This is a genomic window from Microbispora sp. NPDC004025, from assembly GCF_053604425.1.
This window is the reverse complement of the sequence record NZ_JBSGHN010000003.1, coordinates 189717-210996: the sequence shown is the minus strand read 5'-3', so window position 1 is coordinate 210996 and position 21280 is coordinate 189717. Positions and strand designations below refer to the sequence as shown.

The 21280-nt window shown below is 73.4% G+C and carries 16 protein-coding genes; 12 read left to right on the top strand and 4 right to left on the bottom strand.

Translation table 11 applies throughout. The features are described 5' to 3' along the window. Positions 1-55 precede the first annotated feature (55 nt). From ACWEQG_RS09160 to ACWEQG_RS09140, 5 genes are all read left to right on the top strand, one after another. Entirely contained in the window at positions 56-910 is an 855-nt protein-coding gene (locus ACWEQG_RS09160; RefSeq protein ID WP_452283194.1) for a methyltransferase domain-containing protein, read from the top strand. Beyond that, positions 907-1833 carry a lysylphosphatidylglycerol synthase domain-containing protein gene (locus tag ACWEQG_RS09155; RefSeq protein WP_452283192.1) on the top strand — a complete coding sequence of 309 codons (927 nt, stop codon included), beginning with the start codon at positions 907-909 and terminating at the stop codon, positions 1831-1833. The genes ACWEQG_RS09160 and ACWEQG_RS09155 overlap by 4 nt, the downstream gene beginning before the upstream one ends. Before the next feature lie 231 nt (positions 1834-2064). Next, positions 2065-3192 carry a glycosyltransferase family 4 protein gene (locus ACWEQG_RS09150; protein ID WP_452283190.1) on the top strand — a complete coding sequence of 376 codons (1128 nt, stop codon included), beginning with the start codon at positions 2065-2067 and terminating at the stop codon, positions 3190-3192. Between the two features lie 56 nt (positions 3193-3248). Beyond that, the gene (locus ACWEQG_RS09145) at positions 3249-4352 is read left to right on the top strand and encodes a sugar phosphate nucleotidyltransferase (protein ID WP_452283188.1); all 1104 of its coding nucleotides are present in this window, start codon (positions 3249-3251) and stop codon (positions 4350-4352) included. Between the two features lie 20 nt (positions 4353-4372). Then, positions 4373-5374 carry a DNA-3-methyladenine glycosylase family protein gene (locus ACWEQG_RS09140; RefSeq protein WP_452283186.1) on the top strand — a complete coding sequence of 334 codons (1002 nt, stop codon included), beginning with the start codon at positions 4373-4375 and terminating at the stop codon, positions 5372-5374. On the opposite strand, the gene ACWEQG_RS09135 is transcribed toward ACWEQG_RS09140, so the two are convergent. Next, positions 5359-5772: a hypothetical protein gene (locus ACWEQG_RS09135; protein WP_452283184.1), complete on the bottom strand. Its 414-nt coding sequence runs from the start codon at positions 5770-5772 to the stop codon at positions 5359-5361. The two genes, ACWEQG_RS09140 and ACWEQG_RS09135, sit on opposite strands and share 16 nt — an antisense overlap. A gap of 161 nt (positions 5773-5933) precedes the next feature. On the opposite strand from ACWEQG_RS09135, the gene ACWEQG_RS09130 reads away from it, so the two are divergent. From ACWEQG_RS09130 to ACWEQG_RS09120, 3 genes are all read left to right on the top strand, one after another. After that, entirely contained in the window at positions 5934-8567 is a 2634-nt protein-coding gene (locus ACWEQG_RS09130; RefSeq protein ID WP_452283182.1) for a bifunctional FO biosynthesis protein CofGH, read from the top strand. Positions 8568-8629: 62 nt separating this feature from the next. Then, positions 8630-9427: a carboxypeptidase-like regulatory domain-containing protein gene (locus ACWEQG_RS09125; protein WP_452283180.1), complete on the top strand. Its 798-nt coding sequence runs from the start codon at positions 8630-8632 to the stop codon at positions 9425-9427. A gap of 184 nt (positions 9428-9611) precedes the next feature. Further along, positions 9612-11363, top strand: a complete 1752-nt coding sequence (locus ACWEQG_RS09120) for a substrate-binding and VWA domain-containing protein (RefSeq protein WP_452283178.1) — start codon at positions 9612-9614, stop codon at positions 11361-11363. 20 nt (positions 11364-11383) lie between these two features. Here ACWEQG_RS09120 and ACWEQG_RS09115 read toward each other — a convergent pair whose 3' ends face one another. Both ACWEQG_RS09115 and cofD read right to left on the bottom strand, forming a co-directional pair. Continuing rightward, positions 11384-12667, bottom strand: coding sequence for a coenzyme F420-0:L-glutamate ligase (locus tag ACWEQG_RS09115; RefSeq protein WP_452283176.1), 1284 nt, complete (start codon positions 12665-12667; stop codon positions 11384-11386). A gap of 21 nt (positions 12668-12688) precedes the next feature. After that, positions 12689-13627 carry a 2-phospho-L-lactate transferase gene (gene cofD / locus ACWEQG_RS09110; protein WP_363469464.1) on the bottom strand — a complete coding sequence of 313 codons (939 nt, stop codon included), beginning with the start codon at positions 13625-13627 and terminating at the stop codon, positions 12689-12691. A 171-nt stretch (positions 13628-13798) separates the two neighbouring features. Between cofD and ACWEQG_RS09105 the strand changes: the two genes are divergently transcribed. The 4 genes from ACWEQG_RS09105 to ACWEQG_RS09090 all read left to right on the top strand — a co-directional run bounded on the left by ACWEQG_RS09105 (position 13799) and on the right by ACWEQG_RS09090 (position 20688). After that, positions 13799-15778 (top strand): hypothetical protein, encoded by a 1980-nt coding sequence (locus tag ACWEQG_RS09105; protein ID WP_452283174.1) that lies wholly within the window; start codon positions 13799-13801, stop codon positions 15776-15778. 192 nt (positions 15779-15970) lie between these two features. Continuing rightward, entirely contained in the window at positions 15971-16228 is a 258-nt protein-coding gene (locus ACWEQG_RS09100) for a WhiB family transcriptional regulator (protein WP_346230073.1), read from the top strand. Positions 16229-16393: 165 nt separating this feature from the next. Further along, positions 16394-19240, top strand: a complete 2847-nt coding sequence (locus ACWEQG_RS09095; protein WP_452283172.1) for a glycosyltransferase — start codon at positions 16394-16396, stop codon at positions 19238-19240. Then, positions 19237-20688, top strand: coding sequence for a DUF5719 family protein (locus tag ACWEQG_RS09090; RefSeq protein ID WP_452283170.1), 1452 nt, complete (start codon positions 19237-19239; stop codon positions 20686-20688). The genes ACWEQG_RS09095 and ACWEQG_RS09090 overlap by 4 nt, the downstream gene beginning before the upstream one ends. Before the next feature lie 5 nt (positions 20689-20693). Here ACWEQG_RS09090 and ACWEQG_RS09085 read toward each other — a convergent pair whose 3' ends face one another. After that, entirely contained in the window at positions 20694-21161 is a 468-nt protein-coding gene (locus ACWEQG_RS09085; protein WP_363469471.1) for a metallopeptidase family protein, read from the bottom strand. Positions 21162-21280 lie beyond the last annotated feature (119 nt).

Here is a 21280-nt window from a genome sequence, read left to right as displayed (position 1 = left end):
CACGGGTACTGTTGGGCACCGTGGACGACAGGCAGGACGCGAGGGTGATCGACCGGTGAGCGGGGAACGCGCGGCCCAGCTGGAATACTCCGAGTTCCAGGCCGCGATGCTCGACGAGGACAAGCGCCGGCGCAAGGCCGCGAAGATCATCGCCGTGCTCGCGCACTTCCTGGGCAGGGACGCGGCCAAGCCCGGCGAGGTGCTGTCGGGGCTCACCGTCGGCGACGTCGGGTGCTCGGCCGGGTTCATCGCCGACGAGCTGGCCGCCGCGGGCGCGCGCCGCACGCTCGGGCTCGACATCGACGTCCCGGGCCTGCGCAAGGCGTCGGACCGCTTCGGCGGGCGGGTCGCGTTCGTCTGCGCCGACGGCTCCCGCCTGCCTTTCCCGGACGGCTCGATCGACGTGCTGGTCTTCAACCACATCTACGAGCACGTGGTCGACCCCGACGCCGTGATCGCCGACATGCACCGGGTGCTGTCCGACGACGGCGTGCTCTACCTGGGCCTGGGCAACCGGCTCGGCGTCATGGAGCCGCACTACAAGCTGCCCTTCCTGTCCTACCTGCCGCCCGCCGCGGCCGACCGGTACGTGCGGGCGTTCGGCCGGGCCGACCACTACTACGAGCGTTTCCGCACCCGCCCGGGGCTGCGGCGGATGCTCGCGGACTTCCACGTGTGGGACTACACGTTCCCGGTGCTGGCCGCGCCCGAGCGGTTCGCCGGGGGCGAGCTGTTCCCCGGCGCGGTCGGCCGCGCCGCCAAGGTGACGCTGGAGCGGACCCCGCGCCCGGCCCTGCGGGCGTTGCTGCCGGTCGTCCCGACCTACCTGTGGGTCGCGACCAAGACGCCCCGCCGTCCCCTCGGCGCGCCGCTCCCGCAGCCGCCCGAGCCGGTCCGCACGTCCCGATGAGCCGTCGCAAGGTCGTACGGGCGCTGTTCCTGCTCGTGGCGCTGGGGTTCGGCGTCTGGGCGGTGGCGAGCCAGTGGACCGCCGTGGCCGACGGGTTCACCCGGCTGTCGTGGGCGGAGCTCGCCGGATCGCTGGTGGCGGTGCTCGGCGCGCTGGCCGCGGGGATGCTCATGTGGCGGGCGCTGCTGGCCGACCTGGGCTCCCCGCTGGCGTTCACCGACGCGTCCAAGATCTTCTTCGTGGGCCAGCTCGGCAAGTACATCCCCGGGTCGGTGTGGCCGATGCTCGCGCAGATGGAGATGGGCCGCGACCACGGCATACCCCGGCCGCGCAGCGCGGCCGCCTTCTTCCTGACGTACCCGATCTACCTCGGCACCGGTCTGCTGGTGGCCGTCGTCACGCTGCCGGTGCTCGCCGGGCAGTCGGTCGCGAGGTACGCCTGGCTGCTGCTGCTCGTGCCCGTGGTCGCCGTCGCCCTGCATCCCCGGGTGGTCAACGGCGTCATCGCGTTCGGGCTGCGCAAACTGCGCCGCCCGCCGCTCGAACGGCCCCTCACCCGGCGCGGCGTGCTCGTCGCGTGCGGCTGGGCCCTGGCGGGCTGGGCGGCGTACGGCGCGCACCTGGCGCTGATCGTGCACGGACTCGGGGCGGGCGGGCCCTCGGCCGTGATCCTGAGCTTCGGCGCGTTCGCGCTCGCCTGGTGCCTGGGGTTCGTGTTCGTGATCGCCCCGGCCGGCGTGGGCGTGCGGGAGGTCGCGATGGTGGCCGCGCTCGCCCCGGTGCTCGACCGGCCCGCGGCGACCGCCGCCGTGTTGTGCTCGCGGCTCATCGTGTCCGTCGGCGACCTGGTGTGCGCCGGCGCCGCCGGTCTTGCCTCCCGCCGCGCGGTCCGTACGCGGAAGGAACCCGTAGTCCGGGCCTGAATCCGTGGACTCGGCGCGGAATGGCGCATCCTGAGAGACGACCCTCATGTGATATCGCTCACGTTTTTGGGGACTCCGGAAATAGAGTGACAAGGAGGAGTGCGGGGGAAGGCGTCCGTTCGCGGCGTGGGCCCCCGGGCCCCTGCCGGAACACCGCCGGAACAGCGGGACCGCGTGGGCGGGGAGCGATCCTCCCGGCCGGTGCGGGCCCAAGGGAGGGGAGCGATTCATTTGACACCCCGTGTGCTCGTCGACGCCGCCGCGGTCCCCGCCGACCGCGGCGCCCTGATCAGGTATGTCGATGGATTGGTCGCGGCCCTGCACGAGGCGGGCGCCGACGTCGCGGTGGTCTGCCAGCGGGCCGACGCCGAGCGCTACGCGGCGCTGGCTCCCTCGGCGCGGATCCTCTCCGGACCGCCCGCCATAACCAACCGGGACAAGCGGCTGGCCTGGGAGCAGACCGGGCTGCCGGTCCTGGCCCGGCACGCCGGCGCCCAGGTGATCCACGCCCCCTACTACTCGATCCCGCTGAGCTCGGGCCTGCCCACGGTGGCCACCGTCCACGACGTCACCTCGTTCACCGACCCCGACCAGCACGACCCCGTGCGGGCCTCGTTCTTCCGGTCGGCCACCCGCACCGCCGTACGCCATGCGAACCGCGTGATCGTGCCGTCGAAGGCCACCATGGACGAGCTGGTCCGGGTGCTGGACGCCGACCCCACGCGGATCGACGTCGCCTACCACGGGGTGGATCCCGCGCTGTTCCACCCCCCGGCGGCCGAGGACGTGCGCCGGGTGGCCGGGCGCATCGGGCTGCACGGCCGGCCGTACGTCGCCTATTTGGGCGCGCTGGAGCCGCGCAAGAACGTGCCGAACCTGGTGACCGGCTTCGGCCGGGCGGTCGCGCACCTGGCCTCGCCCCCCGCGCTGGTGCTGGCGGGCGGCCCGGCCTGGGACGAGGAGGTCGACGCCGCCGTCGCCGCGCTGCCGCCCCGGGTGAGGGTCGTGCGTCCCGGCTATCTGCCCTTCGCCGACCTGCCGGGCTTCCTCGGCGGGGCGCTCGTGGTCGCGTCCCCCTCGCGGTGCGAGGGGTTCGGGCTGCCGGTGCTGGAGGCGATGGCCTGCGGGGCGCCCGTGCTGACCACCCACCGCACCTCGCTGCCGGAGGTCGGCGGCGACGCCGTGACCTACACCGAGCCCGACGCCGACAGCATCGCGCGGGCGCTGCGCGCCCTGCTGGAGTCGCCGGAACGGCGCGAGTCGCTGGCGCGGGCGGGGGTGACCCGGTCGCGCGAGTTCACCTGGCGGCACTCGGCCGAGGCCCACCTCGTCGCGTACCAGCGGGCCGTGGAGGATTGAGCGCCACCTTTCGCGGCGAACCCCGCCGGAGGCGGCACTAGGCTACCCTCGCGGCTGTGAGGGAGAGTTCTGTGCGGTCGCCCGACGGTCTCGAGGCGATCCTTCTCGTGGGCGGCCAGGGCACGCGTCTGCGACCGCTGACGCTCAGCACGCCCAAGCCGCTGCTTCCGACGGCGGGGGTGCCCTTCCTCGCGCACCAGCTGGCCAAGGCACGGGCGTACGGGGTGCGCCGGGTGGTCTTCGCGACGTCCTATCGGGCGTCGATGTTCACCGAGGCCTTCGGCGACGGCTCGGGCTTCGGCCTGGAGATCGTCTACATGACCGAGGACACCCCGCTCGGCACCGGTGGCGCGATCCGCAACGCCGCGCGGGCCCTGACCTGCCCGCCCGAGGCGCCGGTGCTCGTGCTGAACGGCGACATCCTGTCGGGTCACGACATCGCCGCCCAGGTGGACCTGCACGTCGCGCGGGGCGCCGCGGTGACCCTCCACCTCACGGAGGTGGACGACCCGTCGAGGTTCGGCTGCGTGCCGACCGACGGCGACGGCAGGGTCAGCGCCTTCCTGGAGAAGACGCCCAATCCCGTGACCAACCGGATCAACGCCGGCTGCTACGTGTTCCGGCGCTCGGTCATCGACACGATCCCCGAGGGCCAGGTCGTCTCCGTGGAGCGTGAAACTTTCCCCGGGCTGATCGAGGCCGACGCGCTGGTGCTCGGCTTCGCCGACAGCTCGTACTGGCTGGACGTGGGCACGCCGGCGGCGTTCGTGCAGGGCTCGGCCGACCTGGTGCTGGGCAAGCTCGACTCGCCCGCCCTGCCCGGCCCGGCGGGCGAGCGCCTCCTGCTGGACGGTGCGGTCGTGTCACCCGAGGCCAAGGTCACCGGGGGTACGGTCGTCTGCGCCCGGGCCACGGTCGAGGCCGGGGCGAGCGTACGCGGGAGCGTGCTGTCCGAGGGCTGCCACGTCGAGGCCGGCGCGACCGTCATCGACTCGGTCGTCGGCGTCGGCGCCCGCGTCGCCCCGGGCGCCGTGCTGCGGCAGGTCGTGGTCGGCGACGGCGCGCTGATCGGCCCCGGCAACGAGCTCACCTCCGGCATGCGCGTCTGGCCCGGGATCACCCTGCCGGAGTGCGCGGTCCGTTTCTCCAGCGACGTCTGAGCGTGCGGCAGACTGGGCAGGTGGAGGCGAGCCGAGCACCCGTGTTATCCGCGCCCGGGGCTGCCCTCCGCGAGCGGCGCTGGCGGCCGTCCGCGCCGCTCGACGTCGTGCTGACGCTGTCCCCGCATCGGCGCGGGGGAGGAGATCCGGCCTGGCGGCGCACCCCGGACGGGTCGATCTGGCGCACCTCGCGCACCCCCGAAGGCCCGGGCACGCTGCGCGTGACGGTGAGCGGCGACGAGGTCCGCGGTCAGGCGTGGGGGCCGGGGGCCGGCTGGCTGCTGGAGACGCTCCCGTCGCTGCTGGGCGCCGACGACGACGTGGCCGGTTTCGCCGCGATGCTCGCGCGGCTGACCCGCTCGCACGATCCCCGGCACGCCCGCGCCGCCGCGTTCGTCGCCGGCCTGGCCGGGCGCGCCGCCGGGCTGCGGATCGGCCGCTCCCTGCGGGTCTTCGAGGCGCTCGCGCCCGCCGTGCTGGAGCAGAAGGTGGTCGGCAGGGAGGCATGGCGGGCCTGGCGGTTCCTCCTGCGCCGCTACGGCGAGCCGGCCCCGGGCCCGGCGCCCGAGGGCATGTACGTGATCCCGCCGCCGGAGGTGTGGCGGGCGATCCCGTCGTGGGACTGGCACCGGGCGGGCGCGGAGGCCGTACGTGCCAGGACGATCGTCAACGCGGCCCGGCACGCCGAGAAGCTGGAGCGCACCACTACCACCACCGCGGAGGCGCCGGCGGAGGCGGACCGCCTGCTGCGGGCGCTGCCGGGGATCGGCGTGTGGACCTCCGCCGAGGTGCGCCAGCGGTCCCACGGCGACCCGGACGCCCCGAGTGTCGGCGACTTCCACCTGCCGGGCATCGTCGGCTACGCGCTGACCGGGCGGAAGACCGACGACAACGGCATGCTCGAACTGCTCGAGCCGTTCCGGGGCCACCGCCACCGCGTGGTCAGGCTGATCGAGCTCAGCGGCGTCAGGCCGCCGGCGCGCGGCCCGCGCATGGCTCCCCGCGACTACCGGGCCTTCTGACCCCGTCCCGCGTGCCGGCCGCCGCCCTCGCGCGTCCGCAGGGCCTGGTTGATCCCGCAGTCGTCGATCCCCTCGGCGCACCGGCCGTTGAGGGTGTTGGCGAAGACGGCGACGCTCGTCTCCTGCTGGAGGCCGGCGACCGCGACACCGTTGTTGCCCGCGGCGGCGTTCACGTTGCGCCTGCCCCCGGACAGCTGGCGGACCGCACTGGCGATCGAGGGGGCGTTGGCCGTGTTGCGGCCGTCCGTGACCTGTTTGGCATGGCCCTTGCCGGACCCGTCGCCGTGCCCGGCGTACGGCGCGGCCAGCACCTCAGCCGGCGACAGCGACATGCCGGCGACGAGGGCCGCGACGGCCAGCGACCGGACCCCCGAGGCCCGACAAAACAGGTCAATCACCCTGATAATCGCCATTGATATCCCGCCGGTTCGTTGATTTCGCCCCCTCGTCATACCCGCCGGCCGCAAATTCCCCGGCAGCCCCAGCCCATGACTCCTCCCGTACGGGTCGCCGGGGGCTGAGTGCGCCGGACGGACCCACGCCCCATAGGGTGCGGCGTATGACGGCGAAGCGACCTCCGAACGCCAGCTCCGACAGCGGCATCCGCCGGGCACTCGCACGGGCGCGGGACGGCAAGACACTCGACCTCGCCGAGGCGGCGATCCTGCTGCGCGCCCGCGGCGACGACCTCGACGCATTGCTCGCGCACGCCTCGCGGGTCAGGGACGCGGGCCTGGAAGCCATCGGACGGCCCGGCGTCATCACCTACAGCCGCAAGGTGTTCATCCCGCTGACCCGGCTGTGCCGGGACAGATGCGGCTACTGCACGTTCGCCACCGCCCCGCACAAGCTGCCGAGCGCCTTCCTGTCCCCGGACGAGGTGCTGGAGATCGCCCGCCAGGGCGCCGCGATGGGATGCAAGGAGGCGCTGTTCACGCTCGGCGACCGCCCCGAGGACCGGTGGCACCAGGCGCGCGAGTGGCTCGACGCCCACGGGTACGACGACACGCTGTCGTACGTCCGGGCGATGGCGATCCGGGTGCTGGAGGAGACGGGGCTGCTGCCGCACCTCAACCCGGGCGTGCTGACCTGGAAGGACCTGCAGCGGCTCAAGCCCGTCGCGCCGTCGATGGGCATGATGCTGGAGACCACCTCGCGCCGGCTGTTCACCGAGAAGGGCGAGGCCCATTACGGCTCCCCGGACAAGGACCCGGAGGTACGGCTGCGCGTGCTGGAGGACGCGGGCCGCTCCAGCGTGCCGTTCACGACGGGCCTGTTGATCGGCATCGGCGAGACGGTCGAGGAGCGCGCCGAGTCGATCTTCGCGATCCGCCGGGTCGCCAGGGAGTACGGCGGCGTCCAGGAGGTCATCGTCCAGAACTTCCGCGCCAAGCCGGACACGGCCATGCGCGGGATGCCCGACGCCGACCTGCACGAACTGGCCGCGACGATCGCGGTGACACGGCTCGTGCTCGGCCCGAAGGTCCGCGTGCAGGCGCCGCCCAACCTGATCGGCGAGGAGTACGCGCTGATGCTGCGGGCGGGCATCGACGACTGGGGTGGGGTCTCCCCGCTCACGCCCGACCACGTCAACCCCGAGCGGCCGTGGCCGCAGATAGACGACCTCGCCGCGCGGACCGGCGCCGCCGGGTTCACGCTGCGCGAGCGGCTCACGATCTATCCCGAGTACGTGCTCGCCGGGGAGCCGTGGCTCGACCCCCGGCTGCGTGAGCACGTCGCGGCGCTGGCCGATCCCGCGACCGGGCTCGCGCGGGAGGACGCCGTGCTCCTCGGCCGCCCCTGGCAGGAGCCCGACGGCGGCCTCGTCACCGGCGGGCGGGTCGACCTGCACACCGCCGTCGACACCGAGGGCCGCACGGGCGACCGCCGCGCCGACTTCGACAGCGTGTACGGCGACTGGGACGCCCTGCGCGAACGCCTGCCCGGCGGCGGACGGGACGGGTCCGTCAGGGCGGACGTCCGGGAGGCGCTGCGGCAGGCCGAGGCGGACCCGGCGCGGCTGACCGACGAGCAGGCGCTGACGCTGCTCGACCTCGCCGGGGACCAGACGGGGGCGGGCGCCGACGACGCCGGTCTGGACGAGCTGTGCCGGATCGCCGACGCGCTGCGCCGCGAGGCGGTGGGCGACGACGTCACCTACGTCGTCAACCGGAACATCAACTTCACCAACGTCTGCTACACCGGCTGCCGCTTCTGCGCGTTCGCCCAGCGGCGCACCGACGCCGACGCCTACACGCTGTCGCTGAGCGAGGTGGCCGACCGGGCGCAGGAGGCGTGGGAGGCCGGCGCGACCGAGGTGTGCATGCAGGGCGGCATCCACCCCGACCTGCCCGGCACGGCCTACTTCGACATCGCCCGTGCCGTCAAGGAACGCTGCCCCGAGATCCACGTGCACGCGTTCTCGCCGATGGAGGTCGTCAACGGCGCCAGCCGTACGAACCTGTCGGTCGAGGAGTGGCTGCACGCGGCGCGGGAGGCGGGGGTCGACTCGCTGCCCGGCACGGCCGCCGAGATCCTCGACGACGACGTCCGGTGGGTGCTGACCAAGGGCAAGCTGCCCACCCGGGAGTGGATCGAGGTCATCACCACGGCCCACCGGGTCGGCATCCCGACGACCTCGACCATGATGTACGGCCACGTGGACACCCACGAGCACTGGGTGCGCCACATCCGGCTGATCCGGTCGATCCAGGAGGAGACGGGCGGGTTCAGCGAGTTCGTGCCGCTGCCGTTCGTCCATCACAGCGCCCCGATCTACCTGGCGGGGATCGCCCGACCGGGGCCGACCGCGCGGGAGAACCGGGCCGTCCACGCGCTGGCGCGGATCATGCTGCACGGCGCGATCCGCAACATCCAGTGCTCCTGGGTCAAGCTGGGCGACGACCTGTGCCGGGAAGTGCTCGCCGGAGGCGTGAACGACCTCGGCGGCACGCTCATGGAGGAGACGATCAGCCGGATGGCCGGCTCGGAGAACGGCTCCTACAAGACGATCAGCGAGATCGCGGCCATGGTCGCGCCGACCGGCCGTCCGCCGCGCCAGCGCACCACGTCGTACGGCCGGCCGAGCGAGGAGCGCGCCGAGGCCGCCCGGCGCAGTGACGGCGTGTGCCAGTCCGTCCGCGGTGTGCGGTTCCTGGAGACGCCGCGGTTCGGGCGGCAGCCGATCGGGTAGCCCGTCCGCCGCCGCGTGATCTCCAAGCCGATTGCAAGATCGTGATCTTAATATTGGTCGGCATGGAAAGACGGCTGGTGCTCGGTGTCCTGCTGATGACGGTCCTCGGCGGATGCGGGGTCCTCGAAGAGGGCGTGATGAGCGGCTCGGTGAGCGAGGGGCGGGACGAGGATCCCCGGGAGGCCGGACCCGGGGAGGTCGAGCGCGGCGTGCTGAAGGGGCGGGTGGCCGACGAGCGGGGCCGCCCGATCGAGGGGGCCGAGGTCGTCGCCGACAACCAACTGCTCTACGACAGCAACGAGGTCGTGCGGACCGGCGGCGACGGCCGCTACCGCGTCGCCACGAACATCGGGGCGACCTTCCACGCGTCGGCGACGATCACCAGGCGGTACAACGGCCGGGAGTACTCGCTGAGCCTGGCGCCCGACGACGACGCGCCGTTCGCCGGGCCGAGCGGCGCGATCAGGAACTTCACCTGGAAGCTCACGGGGGAGAAGCCCGACGGCCTCGGTTTCTACGGAGGCAAGGTGCTGTTCCGCGTCGACCTGAACGACCAGCTCGACGCGGGTGCCTTCCTGGAGGACGAGAAGGTGCGGCTCACCCTCGTGCCGGAAGGTCCGCTGATCGACGGCTCAGAGGGGAGCCGGATCGTGCGGACGGCCACCCGGAACGGCGACGGCTCGGGCCTGGAGGACGTGCCCATCGGCCGCTACCGGATCACGGCCGACTACGAGGGCCGTCCGCTCGCGGTGAAGCTCCGCGGCGCTGCCGGCTACGCGCAGGAGGTCGTCGCCGACTTCACTCCCGTCATGACCGGCGTCTACTGGATCGAGCTGGAGCTCGGGCTTCCCCGGGGGTGACGGCGCCCGCCTGATTGGACGCCGCCTAATTGGACGCCGTGTATATAACAAGTTCTACGTTGCTCTTGCGCGGGGCGCGGGGGTGATGGGCAGAATCGTGACACTCGGCAGCGCACGGTGACCGTTCCAGGAACAGGCGCGGCGCCGTGGAGCGCCGGCCACGAGAACTGGGGAGGACCCGCACGTGCCCTCCGGTCGTCACCGGGCCGCCTTCACGGCCGAGCGGCGCCGCCGGCAGGCCGGCTGGAAGGGCGCGGTCGCGGTCCTCACGGTCGCGGCGATCATCGCGGGCGGGGCCTATCTCTTCCTCACCCGGTCGGCAGGAACGTGTTCCGCCCGGGATCCGATCCTCGTGAGCGTCGCGGCGGCGCTGGACGTCGCGCCGCCGGTGATGGACGCGGCCGGGCGGTTCAACGCCTCGGGCGCGGAGGTGGAGGGGCGGTGCGTCCAGGTGCAGGTGGCCGAGCAGCCGCCCGCGCCGGTGCTCCGCACGCTGATCGGCGACCGAGCCGGCGTGCTGCCCGACCGTCCCGACGGCTGGATCGCCGACTCCTCGGTGTGGGTGCGGCTGGCCCGCAAGCAGGGAGGGCAGGACATCGCCGCCGACGAGACCGTCGTCGCGACCTCCCCGCTGGTCTTCGCCACCCGCCGCTCGCTCGCCGAGCGGTTCGCCGCCGGGGGGACGGCCATGAGCTGGGACATGGTCTTCCCCGCCACGGTGCGGGGACGGCTCCAGCCCACCGAGCACGAGCCGGACATCGTGCGCATCCCCGACCCGTCGGTGTCGGGGGCGGGGATCGCGACCGTCGCGGCGGCCCGCGACATCGCCGGCACGGGTGAGAAGGCGGACCGCGACCTCACGGCGTTCGTGCGGATGGCGCAGTCGGGCTCGGCCCCCGACTACCGGAGCATGCTCGGCGCGGTGGACGCGCCGGGCTTCTGGTCGCGGCCCGTGGTGATCGTCCCCGAGCAGTCGGTGTGGGCGCACAACCACGAGGGCCACGCTGAGCCCGTGGTCGCCCTCCAGCCCGAGGAAGGCACGATCGACCTCGACTACCCGTACGTCGTGACGGCCGCCGACCCCGACCGGGCGGCCGCCTCGCGGCTGTTCGCGGCGTGGCTGCGGTCGGCGGCGACGCAGGAGGCCGTGCGCAAGGCCGGGTTCCGCGGCGCCGACGGGCAGCCGCCGTTCCCGGCGGGCGACGACATCGCGACCGAGCGGCCGCGCCCGCGGCAGTCGATCACCGCGGAGGTCATCGACGAGGCGCTGGAAGCGTGGAGCAGGCTGGCTCCGCCGAGCCGGATCCTGGTGCTGGCCGACGTGTCGAAGGACAACGCCGAGCCGATCAGGGCGGGCGGCGAGACCCGGCTGGACGTCGCGGTCGAGGCCGCCAAGCTCGGCCTGCAGCTGTTCCCCAACGAGACCCACATGGGCCTGTGGGAGTTCGCCCGCGACCTGAAGGGCGGCGCGGACCACCGCGAGCTGATCGGCCTCGGCCCGATCACCGAGCCCGACGGCGGCCAGGAGGAGATCCGCAGGACGGCCCTGTTCCGGGTGGCCGACGGAATCAAGGCCCGAGGCGACCGGAGCGGCGCGCTGTACGACGCGATCGACGCGGGCTTCCGCTCGGTGTCGGAGGGCTACGACCCGCTGATGAGCAACGCCCTGCTGGTGCTCACCGCGGGCGTGGACGACGGCAACGGAGTGTCGCGGCGCGAGCTCGTCGACAGGCTACGCAAGGAGTGGGACCCGGACAGGCCGGTGCAGATCATCGTGGTCGCGTTCGGCAAGGCGGCCGACCGGGCGGCGCTCGGCGAGATCGTCTCGGCCACCAACGGCCAGCTCTACGTCGCCCAGGAGCCGGGCCAGATCATCGACGTGTTCCTGTCGGCGCTGGCCCGGCGGCTGTGCCACCCCACGTGTACCCAGAAGTGACGTGTACCCGGAAGTGACGGCTACCTGGTGAGGTAGAAGTCGGCCGGGTCGCGCGGCGGCCGGTCCCTCGGCGGCGCGGCGGGATGGCCGATGGCCACCGCGCCCATGGGATCCCAGTTCTGCGGCAGGCCGAGCACCTTGCGCACCACGTCGCGGCAGAACATCGTGGACGACACCCACGCCGAGCCCAGCCCCTGCACGGCGAGCTGGACCAGGAAGTTCTGCACGCCCGCGCCGGTGGCCACCACGAACATCTCGCGCTCGGCGGCGTTCCTGCGTCCGTCGCGGTAGGTGTGCGAGCCGTCCATGACCAGGCACGGCACCGCCAGGTAGGGCGCGTTCCTGAGCACGTCGCCACGCCGGATCCGCCGGGCGATCGACTCCTCCGAGAAGCCGTCGGAGCGCAGGTCCTCGATCCAGGCGTCCCGCATCGCGTCGAGCAGTTCCGTACGCGTTTGCGGCGTCTCGAGCAGCACGAACCGCCAGGGCGTGGTGTGGTGCGGGGCGGGCGCCGCGATGGCGGCCGCGACGGCCCGCCGTACGGCGGCCGGGTCGACCTCGCGGGCGGAGAACTCGCGGATCGTGCGGCGGGCGAAGACGACGTCGGCCGAGCCGAACCGGAACATGTCCTCGTCGGCGGGACGGACGAGCACCCGCCCGCCCGGGCCGTCCTCGTCCGTCACCAGGCCGCCCAGCCCGCGCACGACGGCCACCGGAACACCGGACAGCTTGCCCTTCGCCAGGTCGCCCGCCGCCGCGATCTCGTCGACCAGCGCCGTGACGGTGGCGTTGAGCGGGTTGCCGTAGGGGTCGACGCCGCCGCGCAGGTCCTCCAGCGGCCGCACGCCGGCCGCGCCGATGGCGACGTCGGTCAGGCCGTGCCGCCAGGGCCGGCCGAAGGTGTCGGAGACGATCACTCCGACGCGGACGCCGAGCCGCTCGCGCAGCCCCCGGCGGATCCGGCCCGCCGAGGCGTCCGGGTCCTCGGGAAGCAGCAGCACTGTGCCGGGGGAGGTGTTCGAGGCGTCGACGCCGGCCGCGGCCATCACGTAGCCGTGCCGCGTCTGCGCGATGACCGTGTCCCCGCGCCGCGCGACCACGCGCGCGGTCTCCTCCTCGATCGCGGCCGTACGGCTGTCGCCTTCGCGGACGCGGCCCTCGGCCTTGCTCACGATCTTGGAGGTGACGACCAGGATGTCGCCGTCCCGCAGATCGGGCGCGGCCCGCGCCACGAGCTGGGCGATGTCGTCGCCGGGCCGCACCTCGGGCAGGCCGGGCACGCCGCTGACGGTGATCTGGGGCATGTGCTCCTCTGACATCTGGATTCAGGACTTGAGTGACTGGGCCAGGGCGAGGGCGGCGGCGGCGATGTCCCGCGTGGCCTCGGGGCCGCTCATCAGGAGCGGGCGGGCCTCCACCACCACGCCGTCGAGCGCGACGCCCTTGTCCTCCTCGGCCACGAGCCAGCCGTCGAGCAGGGCGGAGCCGTACAGCTCCAGCACGGCCTGGGCGCTCGTCTCCACGCCGATCGCGGTCAGGCAGGCGTCGGCCATGCCGCGCACCGGGGCGCCGCCGATGATGGGGGAGACGCCGACGACGGTCTTGGCCTCCAGCGCCGCCCGGATGCCCGGGATCTGGAGGATCGTCCCGATGCTGACGACCGGATTCGACGGCGGGAGAATCACGACGTCCGCCGCCGCGATGGCGTCGAGGACGCCCGGCGCGGGACGGGCCTCGTCCGCGCCGACGAGCACGATCTGCTCGGCCGGCACCGAGGCGCGCAGCCGCACCCACCACTCCTGGAAGTGGATCGCCCTTCTGCCGTCCTCGTCGGAGACGACCACGTGGGTCTCGGTGCGGTCGTCCGACATCGGCAGCAGCCGCACCCCCGGCCGCCACCGGTCGCACAGGGCCTCGGTCACCTGTGAGAGCGGATATCCGGCCGCCAGCATCTGGGTGCGGACGATGTGCGTGGCGAAGTCCCGGTCGCCGAGGCCGAACCACTGCGGTTCCATGCCGTACGCGGCGAGCTCCTCCTTCACCGTGAACGTTTCACCGGCCCGTCCCCAGCCCTGTTCCTCGTTGATGCCGCCGCCCAGCGTGTACATGACCGTGTCGAGGTCGGGGCACACGCGCAGGCCGAAGAGAGTGATGTCGTCGCCGGTGTTGCCGATCACGGTGATGTCGGAATCGGGGGCCGCCGCCTTGAGACCTCGGAGGAATCGGGCGCCGCCGATTCCTCCGGCGAGGGACACGATGCGCATGCCGTCAGTCTTCCATCGGCCGTACGCGGCATCGCCGACACCCACCCCGGGAGTGGGATGAACAGCCATATGTAGGGTGTGTTCGGCTTGTGAGGTTGTTGGGTCTGCCGACACTTAAGTCAGGCATGTGCAAAACTTCCCCGAGTGCCGTTTGGACCGATGGGGGTAGTCGTGCTCAAGGTCGATACCGGCCGGCTCCGCGAGCCGGCCGCGTGGACGATGCTGGCGGTGGTGATCACCGGCATCCTCGTGAGCATCGCGCGCTTGCTGATCGGCTCGTCGCCGAGCAGCACCTTCGGCGTCCGTGCGGCGATGAGCCTGCACTCCCTCGTGTCCCCGCTCACGACCGCGCTCGCGGCCGGCGCCGTCCTGCTCGTCGCCAAGGCGGGCGCGCCCACCCCCCGGGCCCGCCTGGTCTCGCTCGGCGCGGCCGGGTCGCTCGGTCTCGGCGTCGTCTTCGGCGTGATCGGCGTGCTGGGCGTGCTCGTGGGCGACCTGCTGACGTTCCGCGACCGGTTCGAATACCTCATCACCGGACTGCCGATGATCGCGCTCGCCGTCTTCGGCGCGCTGTTCGCGTCGAGCACGGCCGCGGCGCTGCAGTCCGCGGCGGAACCGGCGGGCGACTACTTCGGCAGGCGCGAGGACGCCCACCCGCCCGTGTCGTACGCTCCGGCGCTGCCGCAGGCTCACCAGGCCCCCCACCACCAGGCCCCGCAGGGGTACGGCGAGGCACCCGTCGTCGGCGCGATGCCCGGCCAGCAGGCACCGGTACAGCAGGCACCGGTACAGCAAGCACCGGTACAGCAAGCACCGGTGCAGCAGATGCCCGCTCAGCAGATGCCCGCTCAGCAGGGTCCCGGCCGGCAGCAGTTCGGTCACCCGGCTCCGGGCGAGCCGCAGAACGGCCCCCAGAGCGCGCCGCACATCGCCTCGCACGCCGCTCCCGCACACGCCGCTCCCGCACACGCCGCCCCCTCGCACGCCGCTCCCGGCGGTCACCAGAACGGCGCGCCGACCCCGCCGCAGAACCTCCCGCACCCCGGCCAGTACGACGCCCCCCACCAGAGCCACCCACAGGGCCAGCCGCAGGCCCAACCCCAGCTGCCGCCCGCCGAGCACCGGTACGCCGAGCCCCAGCAGTACGCCGACCAGTACCCCCAGGAGCAGCACGGCCAGGGCGCCTTCGGCCAGGAGCGGCCCCAGGACGTCTACGGCCAGGCACACGAGCCGCAGCACTCCTACACCCCCGCGCCGACCGCCCCGCAGCCCCCGCCGTTCGGGCAGCCCGACGCCCCCGCTCATGGCTCCCATGGTCAGGGGCAGGCGCAGCAGCCGTGGCAGGGCGAGCAGCAGCCCGGGCCGTCGCTGCAGGACGTGCAGACCGGCGCCCACTACGCCGACTACGGCGCCCAGGGTTACCAGCAGGAGCGGCCGCCGACCGGCGCCTACGGCACGCAGCCCGAGGCGGCCGCGCCCCAGCGCTCCGACTACTCCCCGCCGCAGGGCCCGGTGTTCGACCAGTACGGCTACGCGGGACAGCAGACGGAGACCGGCTCGTTCGGGCAGTTCCCGGCCGTTGCCCCCGGCGCGTCCCACACCGGGTACGACCAGCCCTCCTACGACCAGCCCTCTTACGACCCCCCCAAGCAGGACCAGCCGTACGGGCAGGGGTCGCCGTTCTCCGGATACTCCGGCCAGGCGTTCGCCCGGCAGGCCGCCGAGCACGCCGGCACGGGCCCGGCCTTCGACGCTCCCCCCGCGTACGAGGGCCCGGCCGACCCGAGGGAGCAGCAGCTCGCGCAGGCCTACCAGCAGGCGCAGAGCTACCAGAAGATCGCCCTGCCGGATCACCCCACCGGTCCGCAGGACCTGCCGGAGTACTACGACAACCCGCTCGGTCACCCCCAGTCCGAGCCCGCGCCGTTCCAGCCGCCGGCGGCCGACCCCACCGAGCAGACCGTTCGCTTCGACCCCTCCGCCTACCACGGAGACCCCCTCAGCGACCCGCTGCGCAGGGAGGAGCCGCTCGACCCGACGGCGATCTACACGCCGGACCGGTCGCAGGCAAAGTATGAGGAAGGTTCCGCCCCCGATCAGGCAGGCCGCGGAACCGACCCCAACCTCCCTTGGTATGGTTCCGAACGCTGATAGGACCGTAGATCGGGGCATACGAACCGGGGCGAGCAGGTCTTTCCCCGGGTATCGTTATGCCGCTTGACGCCACACGCGCCACGCGCGTGTAATTACAGGCATGTTGTTACGCCTTCCCGAGGGTGGGTATAGGGCAGGCGTTTTTATGGGGGGCTCCATGTGGGCGGGCGAGCGACAGGGAGGTGTGCAATGACCGATCTGGTCATGGCACAGGCGCTCGATGGTGAAGATCTGGGGTGGCAGGAGCGCGCTTTGTGTGCGCAGACCGACCCTGAAGCGTTCTTTCCTGAAAAGGGCGGTTCCACCAGGGAAGCCAAGAAGGTGTGCCGTTCGTGTGAGGTGCGCGCCGAGTGTCTTGAATACGCGCTTCAGCATGATGAGCGTTTCGGCATCTGGGGCGGCCTGTCCGAGCGGGAAAGGCGCAAGATGAAGCGCCAGGCCGTCTGACGACGACGCCGGGCGGGGCCGCGCGCTGGGCGTGCGGCCCCGCACGCATGTCCGGGGAGTGTCCCGGATGGTGCTGACGTCCTGTTTCGCCTGGATGTGATCGGGTGAGTCCGGGTTGCCGTATCGTGGTCGGCGCTCAGCCGTACGACCCCCCTAGGACTCGACGTGCACTCGGTGACCGCGATCGTCGTCGCCCACGACGGCGCCCGCTGGCTCAAGGAGACGCTGGCGGCGGTGCTGCGCCAGACCCGGCCTCTCGACCGTGTCGTCGGCGTCGACAACGGCAGCCGTGACGGCAGCGGGAAGCTGCTGACCGAGGCGTTCGGGACGGGCAACGTGCTGACCCTGCCCCGGTCCACCGGGTTCGGCGAGGCCGTCCACGAGGTCCTGCGGCGGCTGCCGCCCGCGCCGGGCCAGGAGTGGGTCTGGCTGCTCCACGACGACTGCGCGCCTGACGCGAACGCGCTGCAGGCCCTGTTGTGGGCGGCGGAGCAGGATCCCAAGGCCGCCATCCTCGGCCCCAAGCTGCGCGACTGGCTCGACCGGCGGGTGCTGCTGGAGATGGGTGTGACCGTCAGCAGGTCGGGGCGGCGCGACACCGGCCTGGAGCCCAGGGAGTACGACCAAGGGCAGCACGACGGCATCGCCGACGTCCTGTCGGTCTCCACCGCGGGCATGCTGATCCGCAGGGACGTCTGGGACGAGCTGAACGGCCTCGACACCGCGCTGCCGCTGTTCCGCGACGACCTCGACCTGTGCTGGCGGGCCCGTGCGGCCGGGCACCGCGTGCTCAACGTGAGCGACGCGGTGGCCTGGCACGCCGAGGCGGCGGCGCGGCGGCGGCGCAGGATCGCCACCAGCGACGAGCATCCGCGCAGGCTCGGCCGGCGCAACGGCCTGTTCGTCCTGATGGCGAACCTGCCGTTCGGCGCGTTCGTGCGGTCCGTGCTGCGCAACGTCGTCGCGTCGACGCTGCGGGCCCTGCTGTTCCTGCTGGCCAAGCAGCCGGCCAACGCCCTCGACGAACTGGCCGCGCTCGGCTCGGTCATCGGCCGTCCGATGCGCCTGCGGCGAGCCCGCAAGGCCCGCAGGAAGGGCAGGAAGCAGGGCTGGCCCGCGATCCGGCGCAAGCTCACCCCGCCGGGCGCCGCGCTGCGGCGGCTGGCCGACATGGTGCAGGGCTTCCTCGCCGGAGCCGGCCCGGTCGACTCGGCGGGCCGCCACCACGCGGCCGCGGACCGCGCCCAGGAGGACGACGGCGACGAGCTGCTGACCGACTCCGGCGGCGTCCAACGCGTGTTCGGCAGCCCGATCGTGGCGCTCGGCCTGATCCTGGCCGCGATCACGCTGGCCGCCGAGAGGACGCTGCTGTCCGGGCTCCTGTCCGAAGGACACCTGGGCGGCGGGGCCCTGGTGCCCGTCACCGGCGGCGCGTCCGACCTGTGGCGGCTCTACGTCGAAGACCACCACGTCACCGGGCTCGGCTCGCAGACCTGGGCCCCGCCGTACGTCGCCGTGCTCGCCGGGCTGTCGGCGGTCGCGCTGGGCAAGACGTGGCTGGCCGTCGGCGTGGTGCTGCTCGGCTGCGTGCCGCTGGCCGGGATCTCGGCGTACGCGGCGACCAAGCGGATGATCCCGTACACGCCCGCGCGGGTCTGGCTGGCGGCCACCTACGCCCTGCTGCCGGTCGCGACCGGCGCGGTGGCGGGCGGGCGGCTGGGCACCGCGATCGTGATCGTGCTGCTGCCCGTCTACGCGGCGCTCGCCACGCGCGTGATCGCCGGGTCGCGGCGGGCGGCCTGGGGTTTCGGCCTGCTCCTGACCGTGGGCACGGCCTTCGTCCCGCTCGTGTACGTGCTCGTGGCGATCCTCGGCGGGCTCGCCGCGGTGTCGTTCGGCGGCATCCGCAGAGGCGTCAGGCGGTCGCTCGTGATCGGCCTCGGCACCCCGGTCGTCCTGCTGTTCCCGTGGCTGGCCGAGATCGTCCAGGCGCCGGCACGGATCCTGCTCGAGTCCGGCCTGCACGACAGCCGTCTCGTCGACCTGCGGCTCGGCGCCGAGTCCCTGCTCATGCTGAGTCCCGGCGGGCCGGGGGTGCCGCCCGTGTGGACGACGGCGGGCCTGATCGCGGTCGCGCTGGCCGCCCTGCTGCTGCGGCGCCACCAGATGGTCGTCGCGATCGGCTGGGGCGTCATGCTCTTCGGGCTGCTGGTGGCGATCGTGGTGAGCCGGATCGACGACACGGCGTGGCCGGGGGTGCCGCTGGCGTTCGCGGCGACCGGCCTGCTGGTGGCCGCGGGGCACCAGGCGCACCGGATCGCCGAATTCCGCGCCGCCGGGGGGCTGCGCCGCCTCGGCGCGATGCTCATCGTCGTGGTCGCCTTCGCGACCCCGCTCGCCGCCGCCGCGCTGTGGGTGACGAGGGGCGCGGACCGCCCGCTGCGCGGCGACCTGAGCGATCCGGTGCCGGTGCTCGCCGCGCTCCAGTCGGCGCCCGGCGAGGGGACGCTCCTGCTGCGTTCCAGGGACGACAGGGTCGGCTACACGCTGCTGCGCGGCCGGGGGCCGCTGATCGGCGAGTCCGACCTCGAAACGCCCCGGGAAGCGAGCGCCCGTTTCGCGACCGCGGTCGCCGGGCTCGCCTCGGGCCGGGGCAGCACGTACGTCCAGACGCTCGCGTCGTCCGGAGTCCGCTTCGTGACGGTGCCCGGCCCCGTCGACCCGGCCCTGCAACGGGCGCTCGACTCGCAGCCCGCCCTGGTCAGGGTGAGCCTCTCGGAGACGGGCGGCCTGTGGCGCGTGGCGGGTCAGGTGACGGTGCCCCCGCCGCCGGCGACCGCGGGCGCGCTGCACCGGGGCTGGCTGTGGGCGCAGGGCGCGCTGCTCGTGCTCGTGCTGATCCTGGCCTCGCCCGGGGCCCGCACGAGAGAGCCGGAGGGCGACTACGCCGAGGTGCCAGAGGAAGGGCCACGAGGCCGCCGCCGGGCGAAGGAAGATCGGGTGCCCGCGTGAGGAGACTGATCGAGAACCGCTTCGGCCTGCTCGCCCTGGTGCTGGTCGCACTGGGCGCGTTGTACGGCGTGGCCTACGTCAGCCGGCCCGCGCCGGTCGCGCAGGCGCGTCCGCAGGCCGTCAGGGCGCCGGTGGAGTCGGTGACCGCCGTGTGCCCGGCGCCGTCCGGCAGCCGGGTGAGCGTGGTGACCCCGGCGGACCCCGAGCGTCCCCAGACCCCCGGGAGCGCCACCCTCTCGGCGATCAAGGCGCCGGAAAAGGGCGGCGGCAAGGACGACGTGATCGACCGGGTCGGCCTGCTGTGGCAGCGTGACATCGCCGCCGGCGGCGGCCCTCTCGTGGTGGACGCCACCGGTTCGATGGCCGCCGGGCTGGAGAGCGCCCAGACCGCCCGGGAGACGTCGGGCACCCAGCGCGGGCTCGCCGGGGTGCGCTGCGTCGAGCCGGGGGCCGAGAGCTGGTTCGTCGGGCCGGGGCCGGCCGCGGCGGAGATGACGCTCTACCTCGCCAATCCCGACTCGGCCCCGGCCAGCGTCTCGTTCATGGTCTACTCCGGGGAAGGCCCGGTGCTGAGCGAGCGGGGCAACGGCGTCGTCGTCAAGCCCGGCGAGCACCGCGTGATCAGGCTGCGCGATCTCGCGCCCTCCCCGCTGATCATGGCCCTGCAGGTCAGCACGCGCAGCGGCCGGGTGGCCGCCGCGGTGAAGGCCGTGCTGGGCGAGGGCAGGGGTGTCGACTGGCTGCCCGTCGCCGCCGCCCCCGCCACCCGGGTCGTCGTCCCCGGTGTCCCCGGCACCGCCGGGAAGCGGGAGCTGTACGTCGCCGCGCCGGGGGAGCGGGACACGGTCGTGCGGATCAGGGCCGTGCTCGAGGACGGCTCCTACGCGCTGAAGAACAAGGAGACGCTCGAGGTGCCGACCGGCTCGGCGTCCTCGCTCGACCTGTCCACCGGCATCGGCGGGCAACCGGCCGCGCTGGTGGTGGAGTCCGACGTCCCGATCGTGGCGGGCCTCAAGATCACCGGAACGGGTGCCAGGCAGGACGTCGCCTTCACGGCCGGCGCCGCCTCCGTCGACCTCGGCAGCGTCGTCGCCGACGGCCGGGCCGAAGGCAAGCAGACCTCCTGGCTGGTGCTCTCGGCGCCGTTCGCGGCGGCCGCCGTGGAGGTGCGGCTGCTGCCTACGAAGGGCGAGGCCCCGGCCCCGATCGAGGTGACGCTGCCCGCCGCCCGCACCAAGGAGCTCAGACTCGCACCTCCCAAGGGCAGCAAGGGCGGCTTCAGCGTCGTCGTACGGCCGAAGCCCGGCTCGGGGCCGGTGTACGGCGGGCGCGTCCTCGACGAGGCGGCCAAGGACGGCCAGATGGTGACCGCGCAGCCGCTGGCCATGGCCAGGACCTGGGCGCTGGTACCGCCGACCGTCGACTCGCCGGGCGTCGTGCTGCCCTGAGGGCTTCAGTGCCGGTCGTCGTAGCCGGGGTCGATCGTCTCGGGGGTGAGGCCCAGCAGGCTGGCCACCTGCTCGACGACCACGTCCAGGACCAGCGTGCCGAGCTGCTCGCGGTCGCGGGCCCGCGCCTCGAGCGGCCGGCGGTACAGCACGACGGCGGCGGGCTCGTCTCCCGAGGCCGACTCGGCCCGCCCGAGCGGGATCGGGTCGGAGGACAGCCGGGCCGGCCCGTCCACCAGCTCGGCGGCCGGCGGCACCTCCTCCACCGCGAACTCGACCGACGCGAGCTGGGTGCCCCACCGCGGCTTCAGCCGGTCGACCGCGTCGAGCACCAGGTCGTCGAACCGCTCTCCACGGGACTTCGCGATGGGAACGTGCGAGGGTGCCAGGGGGCCACGCATGCCGCGGCCGTGCCGGTCGCGCCGGCGCACCCGCCGCGCTGGATCCGGCCTGTCACCGCTCCGATCGCTCACGCAGCCAGCTTAAGGCCCGTCCCGTCGGCGCGGTGGATCCCGCGGGTCGTGTCCGCTTTGCCCACCAACGTCATATCGACTTCAGAGAACGCTGAATTGTGGCGACACGGTCAATAAGA